The following is a 23491-nucleotide window of genomic DNA, read 5'->3' as shown; positions in this document are numbered from 1 at the left end:
GTGTGGGCGGGAATTGCCAGAACCGGCATGAAAACCAGAGGGGATCAAAGCAGTTGAGCAGCGCAAGCCTTGAGTGGACCGACCTCGACCGGCAGGCCGTGGACGTGGTGCGGGCCCTGGCGATGGACGCGGTGGAGAAGGCGGGTTCCGGCCATCCCGGTACCGCGATGAGCCTTGCTCCCGCCGCCTACCTTCTCTTCCAGAAAACTATGCGGCACGACCCGTCCGACCCGACCTGGGTGGGCCGGGATAGATTCGTCCTTTCCTGCGGGCATTCAAGCCTGACGCTCTACATTCAGCTTTATCTGTCCGGGTACGGACTGAGCCTGCACGACCTCGAAATGCTCCGGCAGTGGGACAGCATCACCCCGGGCCACCCCGAGCACGGCCACACCGCCGGCGTGGAGACCACCACGGGACCGCTCGGCCAGGGCATCGGCAACGCGGTCGGCATGGCGATGGCGGCCCGCAGGGAGCGCGGCCTGTTCGACCCGGACGCCGAGCCCGGCACCTCCCCCTTCGACCACCACATCTGGTGCATCGCCTCCGAAGGCGACATCGAGGAGGGCATCAGCCACGAGGTCAGCGCGCTCGCCGGCCACCAGCGCCTGGGCAACCTCACCGTCGTCTTCGACGCCAACCACATCTCCATCGAGGACGACACCCAGATCGCCCTCTCCGAGGACGTGATCAAGCGTTACGAGGCGTACGGCTGGCATACCCAGACCGTTGACTGGGTGCGGAACGGCGACTATGTGGAGGACGTCGAGGCGCTCGACCGGGCGCTGGAGGCGGCCCGCGCCGAGACCGACCGCCCCTCGTTCATCCGGCTGCGCACCATCATCGGCTGGCCGGCCCCGCACAAGCAGAACACCGGCAAGATCCACGGCTCCGCGCTCGGCCCCGACGAGGTGGCCGCCACCAAGGTGGTGCTGGGCATGGACCCGGCCGTGTCCTTCTTCGTCCCCGATGACGTGCTGGCCCACTCCCGCGAGGTGGTCGAGCGGGGCAGGGCCGCGCACGCCGAGTGGGACAAGGGCTTCACCGACTGGCGCGCGGCCAACCCCGAGCGGGCCGCGCTCCTGGACCGGCTGCTCACCCGCTCGCTGCCCAACGGCTGGGCCAAGGCGCTGCCCAGCTTCGAGCCCGGCGCCTCGATGGCCACCCGGAAGGCCAGCGGCGAGGTGCTCTCCGCGCTCGCCCCGGTGCTGCCCGAGCTCTGGGGCGGCTCCGCCGACCTGGCCGAGTCCAACAACACCACGATGAAGGGGGAGCCCTCCTTCATCCCCGAGGAGTTCCAGACCCGCGAGTTCCCCGGCAACCCGTACGGCCGGACGCTGCACTTCGGCATCCGCGAGCACGGCATGGGCGCCATCCTCAACGGCATCGCGCTGCACGGCGGCACCCGGCCGTACGGTGGCACCTTCCTGGTCTTCAGCGACTACATGCGCCCGGCGGTCCGGCTGGCCGCGCTGATGAAGCTGCCGGTCATCTACGTCTGGACGCACGACTCGATCGGCCTGGGCGAGGACGGCCCGACCCACCAGCCGGTGGAGCACCTGTGGGCGCTGCGGGCCATTCCCGGCCTGGACGTGGTCCGTCCGGCCGACGCCAACGAGACCGCCGCCTGCTGGCGCGTCGTGCTCGAGCACACCGACCGCCCGGCCGCGCTGGCGCTGACCCGCCAGAACCTGCCCGTGTACGAGGGCACCGCCGACGTCGCCAAGGTGGCCAAGGGGGGGTACGTGCTGGCCGAGGCGTCCACCGGGCAGCCGGTGGTGATCCTGATCGGCACCGGCAGCGAGGTGGAGCTGGCGCTGGGCGCCCGGGACCTGCTGGAGGCCCAGGGCTTCCCGACCCGGGTGGTCTCGATGCCCTGCGTGGAGTGGTTCCAGGCCCAGGACGCGGCCTACAAGCAGCAGGTGCTGCCCCCGGCGGTGCGGGCCAGGGTCGCGGTCGAGGCGGGAATCGCTCTGGGCTGGCGGGAGTTCGTGGGTGACGATGGAGTGGTCGTGAGCCTTGAGCACTTCGGTGCCTCGGCTCCGTACCGGACCCTCTACGAGCAGTTCGGCCTCACCGCCGAGCGCGTGGCCGCCGCGGCGAAGGGCAGTCTCGCGAAGACCGGCGCGGACAAGGGCGAGACCACAGGGAACTAGGGGACTGATCTGAGATGAGTGAGATTCTCAACAGACTGACCGGCTTCGGGGTGTCCATCTGGCTGGACGACATCAGCCGGGACCGCCTCCGCACGGGGAACCTGGCCGCGCTGATCCGCGACCGGCGGGTCTCCGGCGTCACCTCCAACCCGACCATCTTCGCGTCCGCCCTCAGCAAGGGCGACGCCTACACCACCCAGCTGCACGACCTGGCCGTCCGGAAGGTCTCGGTGGACGAGGCCGTACGGGCCATCACCACCTTCGACATCCGGTGGGCGGCCGACGTGCTGCGCCCGGTCTACGACGCCACCGGCGGCGTGGACGGCCGGGTCTCCATCGAGGTGGACCCGCGGCTGGCCCGGGAGACCGAGGCCACCATCGCCGAGGCGCGCGCGCTCTGGTGGCTGGTGGACCGGCCCAACCTGTTCATCAAGATTCCGGCGACGGTGGAGGGCCTGCCCGCCATCACCGCCGCCATCGCCGAGGGCATCAGCGTGAACGTGACGCTGATCTTCTCCCTGGAGCGGTACCGGGCGGTCATGGACGCCTGGCTGGCCGGCCTGGAGCAGGCCCAGGCCAAGGGCCTCAACCTGGCCGGGATCGAGTCGGTGGCCTCGTTCTTCGTGAGCCGGGTGGACTCCGAGGTGGACGCGCGGCTCGACAAGCTCGGGACGCCGGAGGCGTTGGCGCAGAAGGGCAAGGCCGCGGTGGCCAACGCCCGCCTGGCGTACGCGGCCTTCGAGGAGGTCATGAACACCCCGCGCTGGCAGGCGCTGCGCGCGGCCGGGGCCCGGCCGCAGCGGCCGCTGTGGGCCTCCACCGGCACCAAGAACCCGGCCTACCCGGACACCCTGTACGTGGACGAGCTGGTCACCGCCGGCACGGTGAACACGATGCCGGAGAAGACGCTGAACGCGGCGGCCGACCACGGCCGTATCTCCGGTGACACCGTGCGCCCCTTCTACGAGCAGGCCTGGAACGTCATGGCCGCGCTCAAGGAGATCGGCATCGACTACGACGACGTGGTGAAGGTGCTGGAGGACGAGGGCGTCGACAAGTTCGCGGTGTCCTGGAACGAACTGCTCGAGACGGTCCAGACGGAGCTGGGGAAGGCCTGATCATGAGCATTGAGGTGCACCTGGGCGAAGCCGCCGCGGCGACGGCGGCCGTCCGGGAGAAGCTGGTCGCCGAGGGGGTGCCCGCGGCCCTCGCCGCGGGTGACCCCACCCTCTGGGGGCCGGACGCCCAGCCCGAGGCGGAGATCCGGCTGGGCTGGCTGACGCTGCCGCTGACCAGCCGGGAGCTGCTCCCAGAGATCACCAAGCTGGTGGAACGGGTGCGGGCCGAGGGCCTGGAGCACGTGGTGCTGGCCGGGATGGGCGGCTCCTCGCTGGCCCCCGAGGTCATCTGCGCCACCGAGGACGTCCCGCTGACCGTGCTGGACACCACCGACCCCGACCAGGTCAGGCGGGCGCTGGGCGACCGCCTGGACCGCACGGTGGTGGTGGTGGCCAGCAAGAGCGGCGGCACCATCGAGACCGACAGCCACCGGCGGATCTACGAGGAGGCGTTCCGGGCGGCGGGCATCGACCCGGCCGACCGGATCGTGGTGGTCACCGACCCCGGCTCACCGCTGGAGAAGACCGCGACCGAGGCCGGGTACCAGGTGTTCCTGGCCGACCCGAACGTGGGCGGGCGCTACAGCGCGCTGAGCGCCTTCGGCCTGGTGCCGAGCGCGCTGGCCGGGGCGGACGTGGTACGGCTGCTGGACGACGCCGCCGCGTTGCAGCCGCTGCTGGCGCAGGACGAGGGCAACCCGGGTCTCGACCTGGGGGCGCTGCTCGGCGCGATGGCGCTGGCCGGGCGGGACAAGCTGATCCTGCGCGACAGCCTCTCCGACATCAACGGGCTGCCGGACTGGATCGAGCAGCTGATCGCCGAGTCCACCGGCAAGCAGGGCAAGGGCATCCTGCCGGTGGTGGGGGCCGAGGCGGCCGAGGCCGGCGACCAGTTCGCGGTGAACATCGGCGGCGAGGGCGACATCCGGGTGGAGGGCCCGCTGGGCGCCCAGTTCCTGGTCTGGGAGTACGCCACGGCCGTCGCCGGGCGGGTGCTCGGCATCGACCCGTTCGACCAGCCGAACGTGGCCGAGTCCAAGGAGAACACCGCCAAGATCCTCCAGGAGTCCCCGGACCTCGGCCCGCCGCTGCTGGTGGACGGCCCGGTGGAGGTGTACGGCACGGTGCCCGGACACCCGAAGAACCTGGCCGACGTGCTGACCGCGCTGCTGCACGCCGTCCCCGAGCGCGGCTACCTGGCGATCATGGCGTACCTGGACCGGGAGGCGGCCTTCGACGCCGCCAGCCTCGGCTCCGGGGACTTCGAGCAGACGGCCGAGGCGTGGGCCGCCGCCGACGTGGCGACCCTGCGCTCGCTGCTGGACTACCGCACGCCGCACGCGGTCACCTTCGGCTGGGGGCCCCGGTTCCTGCACTCGACCGGGCAGTACCACAAGGGCGGGCCGCAGGTCGGGGTCTTCCTCCAGATCACCGGGGCGGTCGCGGAGGACGTGCCGGTGCCGGGCAAGCCGTACACGCTGGGCCGGCTCCAGCTGGCGCAGGCACTGGGCGACATCGGGGCGCTATGGTCCCGTAACCGGCCCGCCGTACGGTTGCACCTGACCGATCGCGTGGCCGGAGTCGCGCATCTGCTCTCGGTGGCGGAGGAGCTCTGAACCCGGAATGAGTGAGCGGAAGCGACCGCAGGCCAAGGTGATCCCGGTCGAGACCGTCGAGTTGCCCGCCGCGGCGGAGGAACCGGAGGCGGAGACGCTGCTGGACGCCTTGGCCGAGGCGATGGCGGGCAACCCGCTGCGCGACCCGCGCGACAAGCGGCTGCCCCGGGTGGCCGGGCCGTGTGTGCTGGTGCTCTTCGGGGTGACCGGCGACCTGGCCCGCCGCAAGCTGCTCCCGGCCATCTACGACCTGGGCAACCGGGGGCTGCTGCCGCCCGGCTTCTCGCTGGTCGGCTTCGCCCGCCGGGACTGGGCGCACGAGGACTTCGCCCAGGTGACGTACGAGGCGGTGAAGGAGAACGCGCGCACCCCGTTCCGCGAGGAGGTCTGGAAGCAGATCAGGGAGGGCATCCAGTTCTGCCCTGGCGAGTTCACCGACGACGTCGCCTTCGACCGGCTGGCGTCGATGCTCAGGGAGATCGACCGGACCCGGGGCACCGGCGGCAACTACGCGTTCTACCTGTCGGTGCCGCCGAAGTTCTTCCCGACCGTGGTGGAGCAACTGAAGCGCACCGGCCTGGCCCAGGGCCCGCAGGGTTCCTGGCGCCGGGTGGTGATCGAGAAGCCGTTCGGCCACGACCTGCGGAGCGCCCGCGAACTCAACGAGATCACCAGCGCGGTCTTCCCGGAGAGCTCGGTCTTCCGCATCGACCACTACCTGGGCAAGGAGACGGTCCAGAACATCCTGGCGCTGCGCTTCGCCAACACCCTGTACGAGCCGATCTGGAACCGCGGCTACGTCGACCACGTCCAGATCACGATGGCCGAGGACATCGGCATCGGCAGCCGGGCCGGGTACTACGACGGCATCGGCGCGGCCAGGGACGTGATCCAGAACCACCTGCTCCAGCTGCTGGCGCTGGTGGCCATGGAGGACCCGACCTCCTTCGACGCCGAGTCGCTGCGCCGGGAGAAGGAGAAGGTGCTCAAGGCCGTCCGGCTGCCGGACGATCTGGAGACGGGCACCTCCCGGGGCCAGTACACGGGGGGCTGGCAGGGCGGCGAGAAGGTGATCGGCTACCTGGAGGAGGACGGCATCCCCGCCGACTCCAAGACCGACACCTACGCGGCGATCAAGCTGGAGGTGGCCAACCGGCGCTGGGCCGGAGTGCCCTTCTACCTGCGCGCGGGCAAGCGCCTGGGCCGCCGGGTGACCGAGGTGGCGGTGATCTTCCAGCGGGCGCCGCACCTGCCGTTCAGCAAGGACGACACCGAGATCCTGGGGCAGAACGCGCTGGTCATCCGGGTGCAGCCGGACGAGGGCATCACGGTGCGGTTCGGCTCCAAGGTGCCGGGCACCGCGATGGAGGTCCGGGACGTGTCCATGGACTTCGCCTACGGCGAGTCGTTCATGGAAAGCTCTCCTGAGGCGTACGAGCGGCTGCTGCTGGACGTGCTCATCGGCGATCCGCCGCTCTTCCCGCACCAGCGGGAGGTGGAGCTGTCCTGGCAGATCCTGGACCCGATCGAGGATTACTGGGCCACCCACGGCCGGCCTGAGGGCTACCCGTCCGGAACCTGGGGTCCCCCGTCGGCCGATGCCATGCTGGCCCGGGACGGGCGCGTCTGGAGGCGGCTGTGACCAGCTTCAACCTGACCGAGACCACGGCGTCGAAGATCTCCTCGACGCTGACCAGGCTCCGGCACCAGATGGGCGCCCCCGCGGTGGGCATGGTGCTCACCCTGGTGGTGGTCTGCGACGAGGCCGGGCAGTACGACGCGGTCCGGGCGGCCACCGACGCGGCCAGGGAGCACCCCTCGCGCATCCTGGTGGTGATCGCCCGGGACCCGGCCGAGCCGAACCGGCTCGACGCCGAGTTGCGGGTGGGCGAGTCCTCGCCGGGCGAGGTGGTGCTGCTCCGCCTGTACGGGGAGCTGACCCAGCACGCCGAGTCGGTGATCAGCCCGCTGCTGCTGACCGACACGCCGGTGGTGGTGTGGTGGCCGAACTTCTGCCCGGAGGTCCCGGCCAAGGACAAGGTCGGGCAGCTGGCGGGCCGGCGGATCACCGACGCCGCCGCCTCGCCGGATCCGGTTCGGGCGATCGCCGGGCGCTGCGCGGGTTATGTGCCGGGTGACACCGATCTGGCCTGGACCCGGCTCACCACCTGGCGCTCGCTGCTGGCGGCGGCGTTCGACCAGCCCATCGGCCGGGTTACGGCGGGCGTCGTGGAGGCCTCGCCCGGGCATCCAAGCGCGGTGCTGCTGTCGGCCTGGCTGTCGCAGCGGTTCGGGGCGCCCATCGGGGTGGGCGAGTCGTCGGGGCCGGGGATCACCGCGGTGCGGCTGAGCCTGGAGCCGGGCGGGGAGCTGACGCTCACCCGGTCGGACGCGCGGCTGGCCACGCTCTCCCGGCCGGGGCAGCCGGACCGGCGGGTGGCGCTGGCGCGCCGTCCCACCGCCGACCTGATCGCCGAGGAGCTGCGCCGGCTGGATCCCGACGAGACCTACGCCGACGCCCTGCACCACCTGTCGAAGCAGCCACCGGCGTAACCGGCTGGCGTAACGTTTGGACCGGGTCCCCCTACCCACCGGAAGGGGCCCGGTCCTTCCGTTTTATCCCAACACGTATGGCTTTCGCAGGAAATTTCAGGAATTTGGAGGATTTGGTGATGAGTGTCCCTAGTGTTCTGGTGCACAAGGACGCCACGGTGCTGGCTGAGGCGGTGGCGGCACGGCTGATCACCCGCCTGGTGGACGTGCAGGCGGCCCGGCCCGCGCACGTCGTGCTCACCGGGGGCACTCTGGGCATCGCCACCTTGGCCGCGATCGCCGCCACCCCCGCCCGGGACGCCATCGAATGGCCCGCACTGGACCTGTGGTGGGGCGACGAGCGCTTCCTGCCCTCCGGCGACCCTGACCGAAACGCCACCCAGGCCCGAGAGGCCCTGCTCGACCACGTGGACGTGGACCCGGCCCGGATACACGAGATGCCCCCCGCCGACGCCGGCCTCACGGCCGAGGAAGCAGCCGACGCCTACGCCGCCGAACTGTCCAAGGCCGCCCGCCCCGAGGACCACGGCCCTGTCCCGTTCTTCGACATCCTCCTCCTCGGCCTGGGCCCCGACTGCCACGTCGCCTCCCTGTTCCCCGGCCAGCCCGCCCTCTATGAGGAGGAGCGCCCCGTAGTCGCGGTACACGGCTCCCCCAAACCACCCCCCATCCGCGTCTCCCTCACCTTCCCCGCCATCCAGGCCGCCCGCGAGGTCTGGGTGGTGGCCGCAGGCGCCGAAAAGGCCCGCGCCGTCCACCTGGCCCTCACCGGCGGCCGCCTGCAGGCCCCGGGCGCGGGCGCCAGAGGCCGCCAGCGCACCCTCTTTCTCCTGGACCGCGCAGCAGCCGCCCAGATCCCCCCCGGCCTGGGCCGGATCGCCTCACCCTGACCCGCCCACCCAGGCGCAGCAACCAACGAAGGGAGGTCACCCACCGATGAGGTTCCCCGTATCGGTGAAGGGTGTGATCGTCCGTGCTGGTCAGGTACTGCTACTACGAAACGAACGCGACGAATGGGAACTACCCGGAGGCAAACTGGAACTCGGCGAAGACCCACCGGCCTGCCTCTCACGCGAAATCAGCGAAGAAACCGGCTGGGAGGCTCAGATCGGCCCCATCTTGGACTCCTGGCAGTACCACATCCACGAAGACGCCGACGTATTGATCGTGACCTACGGCGCCACAGTCGACACCGACCAGCCACCCGTACTCAGCCACGAACACAAACAGATAGCCCTGTTCAGCGAACACGAGGTGGAAAACCTACGAATGCCACAGGGCTACAAGCGATCGATCGCCGACTGGTTCTCCAGGCTGCGCGGCCCCGACTCTCCGTGACTGCCGCGCTGAGGATTCAGACGGTCTTCCAGCACAGCCACCAGCAAGGGGCGAAATCGGGCTCAGTTGCCCTGGGCCGTGGGCATGATGGTGACCTGTTGGAGGTTGACCCTGGGTGGTAGTGAGGCGATGAAGCCCACTACCTGGGCCACGTCCTCTGGGGTTAGCCATTCCACTGACTTTCTGGTTTCGGCCAGCCAGCGTAGGGTGCCCTCGTCGGTGACGTGGTCCTGGAGTTCGGTGCCGACGATGCCGGGTTCGATGGCGGTCACCCGTACGTTCTTGGGGCCCAACTCCACGCGGAGGTTGCGGGAGAGGTGGGCGACGTAGGCCTTGGTGGCGGAGTAGACGGCGAAGTTGGGGTGGATGTTCTCGGCGGTGATGGAGGCGGTGTTGATCAGGTCGGCGACTCCGCGTTCGGTGCCGCAGCGCACCAGCTGGGGGACGAACGCGGCGATGATGTTCATCAGGCCGCCGATGTTCAGGTCGATCTGCTGGCGCCACTCGTCGATGTGGAGTTCCTCGATCGGTGCGGGGAGCATCACGCCCGCGTTGTTGAAGACCAGGTCGGCGTCGCCGAGTTCGCCGGACACCCGCTGGGCCGCCTCGCGGACGGCCATGGTGTCGGTCACGTCGACGGCCATCGCCACCGCGCTGCCGTCGCCCTTGGTGATCCGCTCGACCAGTGCGTCCAGCCGGTCGGCCCGGCGGGCCATCATCACCACGGTCGCGCCCAGTTCCGCGAGCCGTTCGGCGGTCGCCTCCCCGATCCCGCTGGACGCCCCGGTGACCACCGCCACCCGGCCGGTCAGCGGCCGCGACATCCGGTCCGAACCCGTCTGGGAACCCATGGACATCCTCATCCCACCTTCCGGATCGTGAAGCCTGCGGAAGGGGCGAACAGAGCATTCGCCCTGTTTCCACGACATCACCCGTAATGCCAACCGGAAGTCGGCAAAGGCGCATTTTCCCGGCAAGTCGGGGTGGGAGGCCCAGCCCAACCGGGGGCCCAGCCCAACCGGGGACCCAGCCCAACCGGGGGCTCAGGGCATCCAAGGCTCAGGGCATCAAAAGGCTTAGGCCATCCAAGGCTCAGGGCGTCCGAGGGCTCAGGGCATCCACCGGTAGCGGTGTTCGGGGCGGCCCGCGGTGCCGTACCGGGGGCGGAGTTCGGCTTGGCCGACGGCGCAGAGGTATTCCAGGTAGCGGCGGGCGCTCACCCGGGACAGCCCGGTGAGGGCGGCCGCCTCGGCGGCCGACAGGTCGGTTCCGGTACGGCGGAGCGCCTCGGCCACCAGCGCGCAGGTGGCCGGGGAGAGCCCCTTGGGCAGCTGGGACAGGCCGGGGGCGGCCCCGAAGAGGCGGTCCACGTCCTCCTGGGCGGCCTGCGCGCCGAGCTCGGTGAGCTGCCGAAAGGTGTCGGCGTACCGGGTCAGGCGATCGGCCAGGGCGGCGGCGGTGAACGGCTTGATCAGGTAGTTGACGGCGCCGCCGCGCAGGGCCGCGCGGACCGTGGCAACGTCCCGGGCGGCGGTGATGACGAGCACGTCCACCGGCTGGGCGCCGCCCCGGATGGTCCGCAGCACCTCCAGGCCGGACATGTCGGGCAGGTAGATGTCGAGCAGCACCAGGTCGGGTGCCCGCTCGGCCACCGCCGTGATGGCCGCCCGGCCGGTGTGCACGGTGCCCACCACGGCGAACCCGGGGGTCTTGGCCACGTAGCCGCCGTGGATACGGGCCACCATGAAGTCGTCGTCCACGACCAGGACGGTCTTGGTCATCGCCCGGCCTCCTGTAAGGCGTCCTGGCGCATGGGAAGGAAGGCCGTGAACACCGCGCCGCCGGCGTTGTGCAGGCGCACCCAGCCGCCCCGGCGCAGGCAGGTCTGCCGGGTCAGGGCAAGGCCCAGTCCGCGCGCGCCCGATTGGGCGATCTTCGTGGTGAAGCCCTCCCGGAACACCTCCTCGACCAGTTCCGGGGTGACGCCGGGGCCGGAGTCGCGGACCCGCACGTGCAGCCCCTCCTGGTCGGTGCGGACCAGCACCTCGACCACTCCCCCGGTGCCCTCCAGCGCGTCGACGGCGTTGGCCACCAGGTTGCCGACCACCAGCACGGCGTCCCGCGGATCGTCCAGTTCGGCCACCCCCGACTCCTCGGCCACCACCAGCGAGGCCCCGCGCTCGGCCGCCTCCGCCGCCTTGGCCAGCAGAAGCGCCGCCAGCGTGGGGTCGGCGACCCGGCTCCTGATCTCCTGCGAGTACCGGCTGTGGGCCTCGGTGGTGCGGGTGATGTAGCGGGTGGCGGCCGCGTACTCGCCCAGCTCCAGCAGGCCGACCACGGTATGCATGCGGTTGGCGAACTCGTGGGCCTGCGCGCGGAGCGCCTCGGTGGCGGAGCTGGCGTCGTCCAGCTCGCGGGCCAGCCGGACCAGCTCGGTGCGGTCGCGCAGGGTGACCACCCAGCCCCGGTGCCGGCCGCGTACCTCGACCGGGGTGCGGTTGAGCACCAGCACCCGGCCGCCGTGCAGCACGATGCGGTCCTCCCCCGGGTCGTCGCCGCCGAGCACGTCGCGTACCCGGCCGGAGAGCCCCATCTCGGCCAGGTCCCGGCCGACCGCGTCGGCGGACAGGCCGAGCAGGTCGGTGGCGGCGTCGTTGGCCAGGGTCACCCTGCCGGACAGGTCGAGCGCGAGCACGCCCTCCTTCACCCCGTGCAGCACGCCCTCCCGCTGCTCCAGCAGGGCGGCGATCTCCCGGGGCTCCAGGCCGAAGGTCTGCCGCCGTACCCGGCGGGCGATCAGCGCCGCCCCCAGCAGGCCCGCCACCAGCACCGCCAGCACCGTCCAGATCAGTGGGGGCAGGGCGGCCCCGAGCTGGTCGGAGACCGTCTGCTCCAGCACCCCCACCGAGGTCAGGCCGATCACCCGCCCGGCGTCGTCGAAGATCGGGGCCTTGCCGCGCACCGAGCGGCCGAGCGTGCCGGTCTGCGAGCCGGTCCAGGTCTGGCCGGTCTCCAGCACCTCCGAGCCGTCGGTGGACAGCCGCTTGCCGATCAGTTGGGGGTTGGGGTGGGCGTACCGGATCTGGTCCCGGTTGGCGATGACCACGTAGTCCGCGTCGGTGGCCTCCTGCACCTCGGCGGCGATCGGCTGGAGCAGCACCTCCGGGTGGGGCGCCCGGAACGCCGCGCGGACCTGGGGCAGGCCCGCCACGGACTGGGCGATGGCCAGGGCGCGCTGGCGGTACTGGTCGTCGAGCTGGCGGCGGGTGTGCTGGGCCCAGACGGTGGCCGTGCCGCCGACCGCGAGCAGGACGATCACCATCTGGAGCGTGAACAGCTGGGTGCCGAGGGATGCGTCGCCAACCCGCCGCGTCAGCCGTCGCATTCGCTCCTCACCTGCCCCTTCCCAGACATCTGCCGGAAATATAGGGCGGCGTGTATAACGTCCGGGTCGCGGACTCTGTGACCAATACGGCCAATATGACGGCAAGCACACCAATCCTCGACGGACCCGGCGATGCCGCTCCACCATCCTCACCACGTTCATCTCAACGGTGTTGGAGTGATGATGCGACCTCTCTACAGGCTCGCCGTGCTGGCGGCCGTGATCGTGTCGGTGGCCGCGTGTGGCGGCGGAAGCTCGGGCGGCGGGACCGGTGCGCTGCGCATCATGGCCCCGGCCGCGCCCGGCGGCGGCTGGGACCAGACCTCCCGGACGGCCGAGCAGGCCATCAAGTCGGTCGAACCGGACCGGAAGGTGGAGGTCTTCAACGTGCCCGGCGCGGGCGGCACCATCGGGCTGGCCCAGCTGGCCGGGGACAAGGGCAACGGCGAACTGCTGATGACCATGGGCCTGGTCATGGTGGGCGCGGTCGAGCAGAACAAGTCCCAGGTCACCCTGGCCGAGGTGACGCCGATCGCCCGGCTGACCGAGGAGTACGAGATCGTCGTGGTGCCGGCCGAGTCGCCGTACCAGACCCTGGCCGACCTGGTGGCGGCCTGGAAGGCCGACCCGGCCAAGATCTCGGTCGCCGGCGGCTCGGCCGGCGGCACCGACCACATCGTGGCCGGGCTGATGGCCAAGGCCGCGGGCATCGACCCCAAGCAGGTCAACTACATCGCCCACTCCGGCGGCGGCGAGGCACTCAACGCGCTGCTCGGCAACAAGGTCTCCATCGGCATCTCCGGCATCGGCGAGTTCGCCGAGCACGTCAAGTCCGGCAAGCTCCGCTCGCTCGGCATCAGCGCACCCGCCCGCATCCCGTCCATCGACTCGCCCACCCTCAAGGAGGGCGGCCTGGACGTCGAGCTGGCCAACTGGCGCGGCTTCGTCGCCCCGCCCGGCCTGGACGACGCCGCCAAGAAGTCCCTCACCGACCTGGTCACCAAGATGCACGACGGGCAGGCGTGGAAGGACGCGGTCGCCAAGAACGGCTGGACGGACGCCTTCCAGACCGGCGCTCCCTTCGCTGAGTTCCTCGCCGCCGAGCAGACCCGGGTGAAGGGCATCATCGCCGAAATGGGACTCGTCTCCTGATGCCTTCCCTATCCGCAGACAACCGGGACGACGCCCTCCAGAACGGCGCCGTCCCGGCCCCGGCCCCGGCCAAACCCCGCCGCAGGCGGCCCGAACTCGTGCTGGCCCTCATCGTGCTCGGGCTGGGCGTCTTCGTGATCGCCGGCACCGCGAACGTGACGGCCGCCGCCTCCACCCTGGGGCTGGGCCCCCGGTTCTTCCCGCTGCTGGTGGGCGCCGCGATGATCCTGATCGGGATCTGCTACGTGATCGACGTGCTGCGCGGCGGCCACGGCGACCCCGAGGAGAGCGAGGACGTGGACGCCCAGGCCCCCGCCGACTGGCGCGGTGTCTTCACGGTCAGCGTGATCTTCCTGGCCTTCGCCGCGCTGCTCGACCTGCTCGGCTGGGTGATCGCCGGGGCGCTGCTCTTCTTCGGCCTGGCGCTCGCCCTCGGCGCCACCAGCCGCCTGCGGGCCGCCGCCGTGGCCGTCATCCTGTCCGTGGCCACCTACCTGGCCTTCGTCAAAGGGCTCGGCGTCACCCTCCCCGCCGGCCTGCTCTCCGGGGTGATCTGAATGGACGCGCTCGGCCTGCTGCTCGACGGGTTCGCCACCGCGCTCACCCCCGTCAACCTCCTGTACGCGCTGATGGGCGTCACCCTCGGCACCCTGGTGGGCGTGCTCCCCGGCATCGGCCCCGCGATGACCGTGGCCCTGCTCCTGCCGATCACCTTCAGCGTGGAGCCGGCCAGCGCCTTCATCATGTTCGCCGGGATCTACTACGGCGGCATGTACGGCGGCTCCACCACCTCCATCCTGCTCAACACCCCGGGCGAGAGCGCCTCCATGATCACCGCCCTGGAGGGCAACAAGATGGCCCGCCGGGGCCGTGCCGCCCAGGCGCTGGCCACCGCGGCGATCGGCTCCTTCGTGGCCGGGACCATCGCGACCGCCCTGCTGGTGGTGGCCGCCCCGCTGGTGGTGGAGTTCGCCATCTCCTTCGGCCCCGAGGACTACTTCGCCCTGGCCGTGCTGGCCTTCACCGCGGTCTCCTCGGTGCTGTCCCGTTCGGTCGTACGCGGCCTGGCCTCGCTGGGTCTGGGCCTGGTCATCGGCCTGGTCGGCATCGACCAGCAGACCGGCCAGGCCAGGCTCACCCTGGGCATCCCCCAGCTGCTCGACGGCATCGACGTGGTGCTCGTCGCGGTCGGCCTGTTCGCCCTCGGTGAGGCCCTCTACGTGGTCTCCCGGCTCCGCCACACGCCTCCCGAGGTGCTCGGCGTGGGCAGGGCCTGGATGGGCCGCGCCGACTGGTCCCGCTCCTGGGCCCCCTGGCTGCGCGGCACCGCCCTCGGCTTCCCCTTCGGCGCTCTTCCGGGCGGCGGCGCCGAGATCCCCACCTTCCTCTCGTACGCCGCCGAGAAGCGCCTGGCCAAGGGCCCTGCCAAGGAGGAGTTCGGCAAGGGCGCCATCGAGGGCGTCGCCGGTCCTGAGGCCGCCAACAACGCCTCCGCCGCCGGCACCCTGGTCCCCCTGCTCACCCTCGGCCTGCCCACCTCCGCCACCGCCGCCATCATGCTGGCCGCCTTCCAGCAGTACGGCCTGCAACCCGGCCCCCAGCTCTTCGACCACAACCCGGCCCTGGTCTGGGGCATGGTCGCCTCCCTGTTCATCGGCAACACCATGCTCCTGGTCCTCAACCTGCCCCTGGCCCCGCTCTGGGCCCAGGTGCTCCGGGTCCCCCGCCCCTACCTGTACGCCGGGATCGTGCTGTTCGCCGCCCTGGGCGTCTACGCCCTGAACAACTCCTGGATCGACCTGATCCTGCTCTACCTGCTGGGCCTGCTCGGCTTCGCGATGCGCCGCTTCGGCCTTCCGGTGGCCCCCGCGGTCATCGGCCTGATCCTGGGCCCGATGGCCGAAATCCAGCTCCGCCGCGCCCTGGCCATCGGCGCCGGCGACGTCACCGTCCTGGTCACCAGCCCGGTCGCCGCCGTCCTGCTCTCCTGCTCCGCGCTGGCCCTGTTCATCCCTCTGCTCAGAAGGCTACGAAGCCGATGAAACTCCCGTATCAATAGACTCAGAAGGCACTGCTCACTATTGTCGCACCTCGTGATCAAACGACTGATCTTGGTTCCGGCCGTCACCGCCCTGACCGTTCTCTGCCAGTTCGCGCCCGCGGCGGCGGCCCCCGTCTATCCGCCCCTCACCACGGCCGAGATCAAGGCCGCCCTGCTCACGACTGCGAACCTCGGCTCCGGGTACAAGGCCAAGCGGGCCCGGACCTCGCTGACCATCCCCGTCAAGTCGGGGTTCTCGGACGCGGCGTGCAACAAGGCGCTCAAGGCCTACGACACGATCACCAAGGGCCGTCCGACGACCACGGTCAACTTCCTGGACGACGCGCACTTCAGCGCGCTCGGCCAGTCGATCCTCACGGGCACCCCCGCCCGCCTGAACGCCGTCGCCAACGGCGCGAAGGCCATCGCGCTCTCCTGTCACGGCCGCAGCCCGGCGGACGCGTCCGTCGGCACCGCGATCACCAGGAAGTCCGCGCCCAAGCTCGGCGACAGCACCATCGCGTTCCGGATGACCGGTATCCCCGAGTTCGAGGGCGTCACCTACCACGGGATCTTCATCCGGTACCGCTCCGCCCTGGTCGTCATCCAGCACGTCAGCAAGGACGACGGCGGGGACTGGCCGCTGACGCTCGCCACCGCCAAGAAGGCCGCCGCCAAGCTGAAGGCGGTCTACGCCAAGCGCGGCTGACTACTCAGAAGGTCCAGGTGAAGCCGCCTGTCGGGCGGCGGTGTCGGCGTGGGTGCGGGCGGCCTCGGCGGCGCGGCGGGAGCGGGACTCGTCCCGGGCCGCGGTGTCGGCGCGTTTGGCCGCCGCCGTGAGTTTCTCCCGCGCTCCGGCGAGCCTGATCTGCAGCTCGGCCAGCTCGGTCTCCAGTCCGGTCACCTCCTCCGCCCGCCGATCCCTGTCCCGCGCCGCCGAGGCCAGTTCCGCCGCCCAGTCCGCGTGGGCGGCCTCCGCCTCCACAGCGGTGCGCTCGGCCGCGGCGGCGGCTTCGGTCAGTTCGCGCCTGCGGCGTTCGCGCGCCTCGGCGAGGTCGGGGGTGCGTCTGGGCCGGGGGGCCGCCGGTGCCGTACGGGCGACGGGGGCCGGAGTGAAGCCACTGTAGGCCAGGGCCGTGGTGAGGGTCGCGTCGCGGAGCAGGTCGGCCGCGGCGGGGTCGACCACAGCGGCGTCCAGCGTCTGCTCCACCTCGGTGAGGGCGCCCAGCGGCTGGCCGTTGCGGGCGGCGAGGTCGGCGACCAGGCGGGCCACCCGGGAGGTGAGCGCGGCGCGCCGGGACGACAGCGCCGACAGGGCCTTGGCGTCGTGGTTCTCCCACGCCTGGCGGAGATCCTCGCCGAGTGTCAGGAGTTCGGCCAGTTCGGGGGGATCCTCCCGGACGAGCTGGTTGACCGCCCAGGCGACCACGGTGGGGCGCCGTAGCTTGCCGATCTCCTTGGCCAGGGCGGGGTCACCGGCCGTTTTCGCCTGCTTGGCCAGGGCGGTTCTGGCGGCGACGAACTCGCCGGGCGGCAGGCCGTACAGGGTGCGGGTGGCGTCATCGAGATCCACGCCCGACATATACCCACTCGCGATATATCTCTGGCAGATTGAGGGTATGGCGGAACCTTCCTTTCCCCGTGAGGACCTGCGTGCCACCGTGGCGGCCCGGCGCGATCTCGGGCCCGAGTACGAGTCGGCCCTCACCGAGTCCTTCCTGGACCGCGTCGAGGCCACCATCGCGGCCCGGGTCGCCGCCGAGGCCGACCAGCGCATGCCCAACGCCAAGGAGCGGGCCCGCGAGGAGCGCGCGGACAGCAACCGCGCCCTCGGCCTGGCCCTCGGCTCGCTCGGCATCGCCGTCCCGCTGACCGCCGCGACCGCGTACACCGCGGGCATGCCCGGCCTGATCGTGACCTGGGGCGGCATCGTCATGGTCAACCTGGCCTACGCGCTCGGGCGGCGCCGCCGCTGATGCCCGTGCTCACGGGCGACGGGCTGACCCTGCGTCCTATCCACGCCGAGGACGCGCCCTGGTTGCTCGGGCACTGGAGCGACCCGGACGTGCGGCGGTTCCTGTTCGACGGGGAGCCGGTCGACGAGCGGCTGGTCCTGGAGATCGTCGCCGACAGCGAGGAGGACTTCAGGGCCTACGGCTACGGTCTCTGGCTGGTCCTCCTCGAAAGCACCCCTGTCGGGGTCTGCGGTTTGCGGGCGACCGACGACGCCCAGGCCGAGCTCCTTTACAGTGTAGATCCGAAGTACTGGGGGCAGGGCGTGGCCGATGCGGCGGTCCGTACCGTCCTGGACTACGGTCTCGGCACGCTGCGCCTCCCGGAGGTGATCGCCGAGCTGGACGAGGGCAACCAGGCCTCCGAACGGGTGGCCAGGGCGGCGGGCATGATGTTCCAGCGGGAGCACCCGGGACCGCACGGCATTCTCAAGCGGTTTGTGCTGAGCGCGGCGGGCGATTCTGACGCATAGTGGGAGACGTGACTCCCCGGTGATGGAGGTCCCCCCGTGTTCGAGCGTTTCACCGATCGTGCCCGCCGTGTCGTGGTGCTGGCCCAGGAGGAGGCCCGCCTGCTGCGGCATGACTACATCGGGACCGAGCACATCCTGCTCGGCCTGCTCCGCGAGCAGGACGGGGTGGCCGCGCTGGCCCTGCGGGAGCTCAGCATCGATCTGGAGGCGGTTCGGGAGCAGGTGCGGGAGAGGGTCGGCACCGGCAGGAACGAGCCGCAGGGGCACATCCCGTTCACTCCCCGGGCCAAGAAGGTGCTGGAGTTCTCGCTGCGCGAGGCGCTCCACCTGAGCCACAACTACATCGGCACCGAGCACATCCTGCTCGGTCTGATGCGGGAGGGCGGGGGCGTGGCCGCCCAGGTGCTGGAGGCCCAGGGCGCCGAGCCGACGGCCGTGCGGAGCCAGGTGATGCGGCTGCTCCTCCAGGAGCGGGGCCCCGACGATGTCCCGGCCTCCCGCTTCGATCCGATCACCGAGACGATCAGCCGCCGGGTCTCCGGGTTCACCGGCCAACTGGACAAGATCCAGGAGATGCTGGAGTCGCTCCACCGCCGGCTGGACGCGATGGGCGCCCCGCCCGACCCCGGGGTCCAGGAGCCTCCGGCGGAGCAGGCGAGCTGATCATCCTGGTTCAGGGCCCCCTGAGCTGCCCCGAACCAGGATGGCTCAGCGGCGAGGTCACGTCGGGGAGACCTCGGCCATCACCCCTACGGCGATCCGTGCCTCCAGCACACCGGGGTCCTCGGTGTACCCGAGCACAGCGCCCAGGGAGATCAAAAGTCTACGCATCCGGATGTTATCGGACAGAAGGGTCGCGCGAACCTCCGCGTAGCCGAGATCCCGCGCCTCCGTCAGCAGCATGCGCGCCAGCGCGGTGCCAAGACCGCGCCCCTGCCAGCGGTCTTCCACCAGGAAGGCGACCTCGGCGATGCCGGGATCGGGGGTGAACATCAGCGTGGCGAGACCCACCACCTGCCCGTCCCGCCCCGCCACCAGCGAGTGCCCCCGGTTGCGGTCGCAGAGCCGGTCGAAGACGCGCGGCGGCAGCGACGGCATCGAGGTGAAGTAGCGGAACCTGCGGGACTCCGGCGAGCAGCGCTCGTGCAGGTCGCGCACGGCCTCCCGGTAGAGCAGGTTGAGCGGCTTGACCTGCACCTCCACCCCGTCCGAGAGGCGTACGGAACGTTCGGTGGCGACCGGGTCGGCGGGCGGCTGGGCCAGCCGGACCAGCGCGGCGGCGCGGGCGGCCTCGGTGAGCGTGAACGGCAGGCCGCCGCGGCGCAGCTGGATGGCCCGCCGGGGCGCCACCGGCACGGTCAGCAGCGTGGGGTCGGGCAGCTCGCCCGGGCCGCGGACGCCGAACACCCAGCGGGCGCTGTCGGCGCGGAGCAGCTCGCGCAGGATCTCGGGCAGCCGCCACGGCATCGCGCGCAACCGCGAGGCCAGCAGCAGCACCCGGGTGGGCTCGTCGGTGAGCTCGTGCGCGGTGGCCGGGACCACCTGCACCCGCCGTCCCCCCGCGGCCTCCAGCGCCTCCTTCACGGCCTCCGGCGCGGCGGGGATGTCGGCGACGAACTCGTCCACCGTGCCGTCGGTGTCGGGCTGGACGGAGAGCCCCAGTATGTTCCCGCCCTTTTCGGCCAGTGCCTGCGCCAGCGAGGCCAACCGGCCCGGCCGCTCGTCCACCGTGGTCCGGATCCGCAAGAATCCCATTCGTCAAGCTCCCTCCGTCTGCGTCCTAGATTGCCGCAGAACTGTTACACGGGGGTGAGCCAGTCGTTTCGGCGACAACAACTACGCTTCTCGCGGTGAGTGGAGATGTTCACCGCGAGTTTCGTCGCCTGATGCGGAACCAGTGACGGATAGAGCAGGATTAGGGCCATGAATGCTCCGCTCACGCCTGGTTTCGTCAACGGTGAAGTGTCCTTTTGGTACAGAGAACAGGGCATACCGACACCGGCCGCGCCGCTCCCCGGTGACCGGCAGGCGGACGTCGCGATCGTGGGCGGCGGGTACACCGGCCTCTGGACCGCCTACTACCTGAAGAAGGCCGACCCCGCGCTCCGCGTCGCCGTGCTGGAGAAGGAGTTCGCCGGGTTCGGCGCCTCAGGACGGAACGGCGGCTGGCTGGCGGGCCTGCTCCCGGGCAGCCCCGCCCGGTACGCGCACCGCCACGGCGCCGAGGCCGCCATCAGGTTCCAGCGCGCGATGTTCGACGGCGTGGACGAGGTACTCAGGGTGGCCGCGACCGAGGGCATCGACGCGGACCTGGTCAAGGGCGGCCTGTTCAACGTGGCCCGCACCCCCGCCCAGGCGGCAAGGCTCCGCGCCGAGGTGGCCGAGCAGCGCGCCTGGGGCTGGACGCCCGGGGACGTGGACCTGCTCACCACGGACGAGATGAACGCCCGCCTGCGGGTCGCCGGGGCCCTGGCGGCCTCCTGGAGCCCGCACTGCGCCCGCGTGCAGCCGGCGAAACTGGCCAGAGGGCTGGCGAGAGCGGTACGTGACCTGGGCGTTGAGATCTACGAGGGCACGCCGGTCACCACCATCGCCCCGGGGCGGGCGATCACCCCCACCGGGACCGTACGGGCCGAGATCGTGTTGCGCTGCACCGAGGGCTTCACCGCCGAGGTTCCGGGACACCACAGGGACTGGCTCCCGATGAACAGCTCGATGATCGTCACCGAGCCGCTGACCTGCTGGGACGAGATCGGCTGGGACGGCCGCGAGCTGCTCGGCGACATGGCGCACTACTACATGTACGCCCAGCGCACCGCCGACGACCGCATCGCCTTCGGCGGCAGGGGCCGCCCCTACCTGTACGGCTCCCGCGTCGACGACCGCGGCCACACCCACGACTGGACGGTGGCCGCGCTCTGGCAGCTGCTCACCGCGTTCTTCCCGGCGGCGGCCGGAGCCAGGGTGGACCACGCCTGGTCGGGCGTGCTGGGAGTGCCACGCGACTGGTGCGCCACGGTCGGCCTGGACCGGGCGAGCGGGCTCGGCTGGGCGGGCGGCTACACCGGCCACGGCGTGGCCGCCGCCAACCTGGCCGGGCGCACGCTGAGCGATCTGGCCCTCGGCCGGGACACCCCGCACACCGCGCTGCCCTGGGTGGACCGGCGGGTCCGGCGCTGGGAGCCGGAACCCCTGCGGTGGCTGGGGGTGCACGCGATGTACCGTCTCTACCGGTTCGCCGACGCCCGAGAGGCGTCCGGCACGCCGCGCACGTCCGTACTCGCCCGCATCGCCGACATGATCACAGGACACTGAATGACCGACTTGTTGTTCCGCGGAGGCCGCGCCTTCACCCCGGACGGCTTCGCCGAAGCGGTGCTGGTCCGCGACGGCCTGATCGCCGCCGTGGGCGCGGAAGCCGACCTGGCACGGCTGGCGCCCGCCGCCGAGCCGTACGACCTGGACGGCGGCCTGCTCACCCCGGGCTTCACCGACGCCCACATCCACCCGGTGCAGGCGGGCCTGGAACGGGCTCGGTGCGAGCTGTCGGAGATCTTCGGCCTGGACGCCTACCTGGCCAAAATCGCCGACTACGCCACGAAAAATCCTGATAAAGAGTGGATTGATGGCGGTGGGTGGGACATGGCGGCCTTCCCCGGCGGGCTGCCGCACCGGTCGCAGTTGGACTTCCTGGACCGTCCCGCGTATCTGATCCAGCGGGACCACCACGCCGCCTGGGTCAACACCCGGGCCCTGGAACGCGCCGGGATCACCCGGGACACCCCCGACCCGGCCGACGGCCGCATCGAACGCGACCCCGACGGCACCCCCACCGGCGTGCTCCACGAGGGCGCCATGGACCTGGTCGGCCTGCTCACCCCCCGCCCCACCCCCGCCGACCTCACCGCCGCCCTGCTCAACGCCCAGGCCCACCTGTTCTCACTGGGCATCACCGGCTGGCAGGACGCCATCGTGGGCTCCTACGCGGGCTCCGACGACCAGCTCCCCGCCTACCTGGCCGCCGCCGGTGACGGCACCCTGAAGGCCCGCGTGGTGGGCGCCCTCTGGTGGGACCGCGCCCAGGGCGGCGAGCAGATCGCCTCCCTGGCCGAACGCCGCGCCGCCGCCGAGGGCCTGGACCGCTTCCGCGCCACCGCCGTGAAGATCATGCAGGACGGCATCGCCGAGAACTTCACCGCCGCCGTCATCGAGCCCTACTGCCACTGCGGCGGAACCGGCCTGTCCTACGTCGAACCCGAACTGCTCAACGGCTACGTCAAGCAACTCGACACGCTCGGCTTCCAGGTGCACTTCCACGCCATCGGCGAGCGCGCCGTCCGCGAGGCACTGGACGCCCTCACCGGCACCGACCCCGCCAACCGGCACCACGTCGCGCACCTGCAGATCATCACCCCCGAGGACCTGCCGCGCTTCGCCGCCCTGGGCGTCACCGCCAACCTCCAGGCGCTCTGGGCCACCCACCACGCCCAGATGGACGAGCTCTGCATCCCCTACCTGGGCTCGCCGCGCGCCGAATGGCAGTACCCGTTCGCCGACCTGGTCGCCCGCGGCACCCGGCTGGCGGCCGGCTCGGACTGGCCGGTCTCCTCGGCCGACCCGTTCCAGGCCATGCACGTGGCCGTCAACCGCACCGAGCCGCCCAGCTCCCACCACGCCGACTACCCGACCGCCGGACAGCCGTTCCTGCCCGGGCAGGCGATCGACCTGCGGACCATCCTCACCGCGTACACGGCGGGCTCGGCCTGGCTGAACAGCTCCCCCGCCGGGGTGCTGGAACCCGGCCGTCCGGCCGACCTGGCCGTGCTGGACCGGGACCCGTTCGCCCTCGACCCGGGCGAGATCTGGACCACCAAGGTCCGGGCCACCTTCGTGGACGGGGAGCAGGTGCACTGAAGGCCCCCGTCCCAGCTGTGGGACGGGGGCCTTTGGGCCCTGTTACGGGATCAGTAGATCGGGCGCGAGGAGGAGCGCAGCCGCTCCAGCGCCTCGGCGAGGATCTGGGCGCCGTCGTTGTCGCTCCGGCGCTCCTTCACGTACGCGAGGTGGGTCTTGTACGGCTCGTTGCGCGGCGGAGCGGGCGGGTTGGCCTCGTCCTGACCGGCCGGCAGGCCGCACCGCGGGCAGTCCCAGAACTCGGGCACGGCCGCGTCGCTGGCGAAGCTGGGGCGCGTCTCGTGCATGTTCGCGCACCAGAACGAGACCCGCACTCGGGGGGCCGCCTCGCCTCGCTCGGCCTCGCCCATCGGGCCGGCGCCGACTCGGCTGCCACGGATCGCGTTGCCACTACCCACGGATGAACTCCTCGCTCGATCGCCCCGCGGAACACGGGGGAAAATGAACCTATGCCACTCCAGTGACCCGCTACGGCTTCAGCAGCAACCCGAGCGCGATGATGCACACGAACCACACGACACCCGTGATGATCGTGAGGCGGTCGAGGTTGCGTTCCACGACGGACGAGCCACCGAACGAGGACGCGAAGCCACCGCCGAACATGTCCGTCAGGCCGCCGCCCTTGCCCTTGTGGAGCAGGACGAGCAGAACCATGAGCAGGCTCGACAGAATGAGCGCGATGGAAATTCCGATAGTCACGGTAGACCTATCCCGGTAGCGCCTGTGCGGCAAT

General features: G+C 71.3%; 22 protein-coding genes and 1 pseudogene. 16 read left to right on the top strand and 7 right to left on the bottom strand.

Annotated features, from left to right (window positions below; translation table 11 throughout):
* The first annotated feature begins 53 nt into the window (after nt 1-53).
* From tkt to KIP79_RS25135, 7 genes are all read left to right on the top strand, one after another.
* Nucleotides 54-2156, top strand: a complete 2103-nt coding sequence (gene tkt, locus KIP79_RS25165) for a transketolase (protein ID WP_214107371.1) — start codon at nt 54-56, stop codon at nt 2154-2156.
* A gap of 14 nt (nt 2157-2170) precedes the next feature.
* On the top strand, nt 2171-3274 hold the full coding sequence (gene tal / locus KIP79_RS25160; RefSeq protein WP_214107370.1) for a transaldolase: 1104 nt from the start codon (nt 2171-2173) through the stop codon (nt 3272-3274).
* Nucleotides 3275-3276: 2 nt separating this feature from the next.
* A complete protein-coding gene (locus KIP79_RS25155) occupies nt 3277-4890 on the top strand; it encodes a phosphoglucose isomerase-related protein (protein WP_214107369.1) in 1614 nt (537 codons plus the stop codon).
* A gap of 121 nt (nt 4891-5011) precedes the next feature.
* Nucleotides 5012-6532 carry a glucose-6-phosphate dehydrogenase gene (gene zwf / locus KIP79_RS25150; protein ID WP_214107406.1) on the top strand — a complete coding sequence of 507 codons (1521 nt, stop codon included), beginning with the start codon at nt 5012-5014 and terminating at the stop codon, nt 6530-6532.
* A complete protein-coding gene (locus tag KIP79_RS25145) occupies nt 6529-7443 on the top strand; it encodes a glucose-6-phosphate dehydrogenase assembly protein OpcA (RefSeq protein WP_308169879.1) in 915 nt (304 codons plus the stop codon). The genes zwf and KIP79_RS25145 overlap by 4 nt, the downstream gene beginning before the upstream one ends.
* Nucleotides 7444-7562: 119 nt before the next feature.
* Nucleotides 7563-8333 (top strand): 6-phosphogluconolactonase, encoded by a 771-nt coding sequence (gene pgl / locus KIP79_RS25140; protein WP_214107368.1) that lies wholly within the window; start codon nt 7563-7565, stop codon nt 8331-8333.
* 46 nt (nt 8334-8379) lie between these two features.
* Nucleotides 8380-8781, top strand: coding sequence for an NUDIX hydrolase (locus KIP79_RS25135; protein WP_214107367.1), 402 nt, complete (start codon nt 8380-8382; stop codon nt 8779-8781).
* A 62-nt stretch (nt 8782-8843) separates the two neighbouring features.
* Here the strand turns inward: KIP79_RS25135 and KIP79_RS25130 are convergent, their stop codons facing one another.
* From KIP79_RS25130 to KIP79_RS49010, 3 genes are all read right to left on the bottom strand, one after another.
* Entirely contained in the window at nt 8844-9632 is a 789-nt protein-coding gene (locus tag KIP79_RS25130) for an SDR family oxidoreductase (protein ID WP_250213785.1), read from the bottom strand.
* Between the two features lie 258 nt (nt 9633-9890).
* Entirely contained in the window at nt 9891-10562 is a 672-nt protein-coding gene (locus tag KIP79_RS25125; protein WP_214107365.1) for a response regulator, read from the bottom strand.
* Nucleotides 10559-12166, bottom strand: a complete 1608-nt coding sequence (locus KIP79_RS49010; RefSeq protein WP_214107364.1) for an ATP-binding protein — start codon at nt 12164-12166, stop codon at nt 10559-10561. Before KIP79_RS49010 ends, KIP79_RS25125 begins: the two co-directional genes overlap by 4 nt.
* 180 nt (nt 12167-12346) lie before the next feature.
* Here KIP79_RS49010 and KIP79_RS25115 point away from each other — a divergent pair, with 180 nt between their 5' ends.
* The 4 genes from KIP79_RS25115 to KIP79_RS25100 are packed head-to-tail and all read left to right on the top strand — an operon-like array spanning nt 12347 to nt 16068.
* Complete coding sequence (locus tag KIP79_RS25115) at nt 12347-13318, top strand: tripartite tricarboxylate transporter substrate binding protein (RefSeq protein ID WP_250213784.1); 972 nt, start codon at nt 12347-12349, stop codon at nt 13316-13318.
* Nucleotides 13318-13875 carry a tripartite tricarboxylate transporter TctB family protein gene (locus KIP79_RS25110; RefSeq protein WP_214107363.1) on the top strand — a complete coding sequence of 186 codons (558 nt, stop codon included), beginning with the start codon at nt 13318-13320 and terminating at the stop codon, nt 13873-13875. The genes KIP79_RS25115 and KIP79_RS25110 overlap by 1 nt, the downstream gene beginning before the upstream one ends.
* The gene (locus KIP79_RS25105; RefSeq protein WP_214107362.1) at nt 13876-15360 is read left to right on the top strand and encodes a tripartite tricarboxylate transporter permease; all 1485 of its coding nucleotides are present in this window, start codon (nt 13876-13878) and stop codon (nt 15358-15360) included.
* Nucleotides 15361-15411: 51 nt separating this feature from the next.
* A complete protein-coding gene (locus KIP79_RS25100; protein WP_214107361.1) occupies nt 15412-16068 on the top strand; it encodes a hypothetical protein in 657 nt (218 codons plus the stop codon).
* Here the strand turns inward: KIP79_RS25100 and KIP79_RS25095 are convergent, their stop codons facing one another.
* Nucleotides 16069-16932 (bottom strand): hypothetical protein, encoded by an 864-nt coding sequence (locus KIP79_RS25095; protein ID WP_214107360.1) that lies wholly within the window; start codon nt 16930-16932, stop codon nt 16069-16071.
* A 46-nt stretch (nt 16933-16978) separates the two neighbouring features.
* On the opposite strand from KIP79_RS25095, the gene KIP79_RS25090 reads away from it, so the two are divergent.
* The 3 genes and pseudogenes from KIP79_RS25090 to KIP79_RS47320 form a co-directional block, all read left to right on the top strand.
* Nucleotides 16979-17335, top strand: coding sequence for a hypothetical protein (locus KIP79_RS25090; protein ID WP_214107359.1), 357 nt, complete (start codon nt 16979-16981; stop codon nt 17333-17335).
* Entirely contained in the window at nt 17335-17844 is a 510-nt protein-coding gene (locus KIP79_RS25085; protein ID WP_214107358.1) for a GNAT family N-acetyltransferase, read from the top strand. Before KIP79_RS25090 ends, KIP79_RS25085 begins: the two co-directional genes overlap by 1 nt.
* A 36-nt stretch (nt 17845-17880) precedes the next feature.
* Nucleotides 17881-18327: pseudogene (locus KIP79_RS47320) on the top strand (Clp protease N-terminal domain-containing protein); the annotation flags it as partial.
* Nucleotides 18328-18564: 237 nt separating this feature from the next.
* On the opposite strand, the gene KIP79_RS25075 reads toward KIP79_RS47320, so the two are convergent.
* Nucleotides 18565-19599 (bottom strand): GNAT family N-acetyltransferase, encoded by a 1035-nt coding sequence (locus KIP79_RS25075; protein WP_214107356.1) that lies wholly within the window; start codon nt 19597-19599, stop codon nt 18565-18567.
* 168 nt (nt 19600-19767) lie between these two features.
* Here KIP79_RS25075 and KIP79_RS25070 point away from each other — a divergent pair, with 168 nt between their 5' ends.
* Together KIP79_RS25070 and KIP79_RS25065 are read left to right on the top strand one after the other, a co-directional pair.
* On the top strand, nt 19768-21159 hold the full coding sequence (locus KIP79_RS25070; protein ID WP_214107355.1) for an NAD(P)/FAD-dependent oxidoreductase: 1392 nt from the start codon (nt 19768-19770) through the stop codon (nt 21157-21159).
* Nucleotides 21160-22758 (top strand): amidohydrolase, encoded by a 1599-nt coding sequence (locus tag KIP79_RS25065; protein ID WP_214107354.1) that lies wholly within the window; start codon nt 21160-21162, stop codon nt 22756-22758.
* A gap of 50 nt (nt 22759-22808) precedes the next feature.
* On the opposite strand, the gene KIP79_RS25060 is transcribed toward KIP79_RS25065, so the two are convergent.
* Together KIP79_RS25060 and secG are read right to left on the bottom strand one after the other, a co-directional pair.
* Nucleotides 22809-23156 (bottom strand): RNA polymerase-binding protein RbpA, encoded by a 348-nt coding sequence (locus tag KIP79_RS25060; RefSeq protein ID WP_214107353.1) that lies wholly within the window; start codon nt 23154-23156, stop codon nt 22809-22811.
* A gap of 70 nt (nt 23157-23226) precedes the next feature.
* The gene (gene secG, locus KIP79_RS25055) at nt 23227-23457 is read right to left on the bottom strand and encodes a preprotein translocase subunit SecG (RefSeq protein ID WP_214107352.1); all 231 of its coding nucleotides are present in this window, start codon (nt 23455-23457) and stop codon (nt 23227-23229) included.
* Nucleotides 23458-23491: the final 34 nt, after the last annotated feature.

Source organism: Acrocarpospora catenulata (assembly GCF_018476525.1).
Classification (GTDB): Bacteria; Actinomycetota; Actinomycetes; order Streptosporangiales; family Streptosporangiaceae; genus Acrocarpospora; species Acrocarpospora catenulata.
This window is presented reverse-complemented; position numbering and strand designations above follow the sequence as displayed.

Coding starts and splice junctions, on each gene's coding strand:
- tal (WP_214107370.1), top strand. CDS start 2,171: ATGAGTGAGATTCTCAACAGACTGACCGGCTTCGGGGTGTCCATCTGG.
- KIP79_RS25155 (WP_214107369.1), top strand. CDS start 3,277: ATGAGCATTGAGGTGCACCTGGGCGAAGCCGCCGCGGCGACGGCGGCC.
- zwf (WP_214107406.1), top strand. CDS start 5,012: ATGGCGGGCAACCCGCTGCGCGACCCGCGCGACAAGCGGCTGCCCCGG.
- pgl (WP_214107368.1), top strand. CDS start 7,563: ATGAGTGTCCCTAGTGTTCTGGTGCACAAGGACGCCACGGTGCTGGCT.
- KIP79_RS25135 (WP_214107367.1), top strand. CDS start 8,380: ATGAGGTTCCCCGTATCGGTGAAGGGTGTGATCGTCCGTGCTGGTCAG.
- KIP79_RS25130 (WP_250213785.1), bottom strand. CDS start 9,632: ATGGGTTCCCAGACGGGTTCGGACCGGATGTCGCGGCCGCTGACCGGC.
- KIP79_RS25125 (WP_214107365.1), bottom strand. CDS start 10,562: ATGACCAAGACCGTCCTGGTCGTGGACGACGACTTCATGGTGGCCCGT.
- KIP79_RS49010 (WP_214107364.1), bottom strand. CDS start 12,166: ATGCGACGGCTGACGCGGCGGGTTGGCGACGCATCCCTCGGCACCCAG.
- KIP79_RS25115 (WP_250213784.1), top strand. CDS start 12,347: ATGATGCGACCTCTCTACAGGCTCGCCGTGCTGGCGGCCGTGATCGTG.
- KIP79_RS25110 (WP_214107363.1), top strand. CDS start 13,318: ATGCCTTCCCTATCCGCAGACAACCGGGACGACGCCCTCCAGAACGGC.
- KIP79_RS25105 (WP_214107362.1), top strand. CDS start 13,876: ATGGACGCGCTCGGCCTGCTGCTCGACGGGTTCGCCACCGCGCTCACC.
- KIP79_RS25090 (WP_214107359.1), top strand. CDS start 16,979: ATGGCGGAACCTTCCTTTCCCCGTGAGGACCTGCGTGCCACCGTGGCG.
- KIP79_RS25085 (WP_214107358.1), top strand. CDS start 17,335: ATGCCCGTGCTCACGGGCGACGGGCTGACCCTGCGTCCTATCCACGCC.
- KIP79_RS25075 (WP_214107356.1), bottom strand. CDS start 19,599: ATGGGATTCTTGCGGATCCGGACCACGGTGGACGAGCGGCCGGGCCGG.
- KIP79_RS25070 (WP_214107355.1), top strand. CDS start 19,768: ATGAATGCTCCGCTCACGCCTGGTTTCGTCAACGGTGAAGTGTCCTTT.
- KIP79_RS25065 (WP_214107354.1), top strand. CDS start 21,160: ATGACCGACTTGTTGTTCCGCGGAGGCCGCGCCTTCACCCCGGACGGC.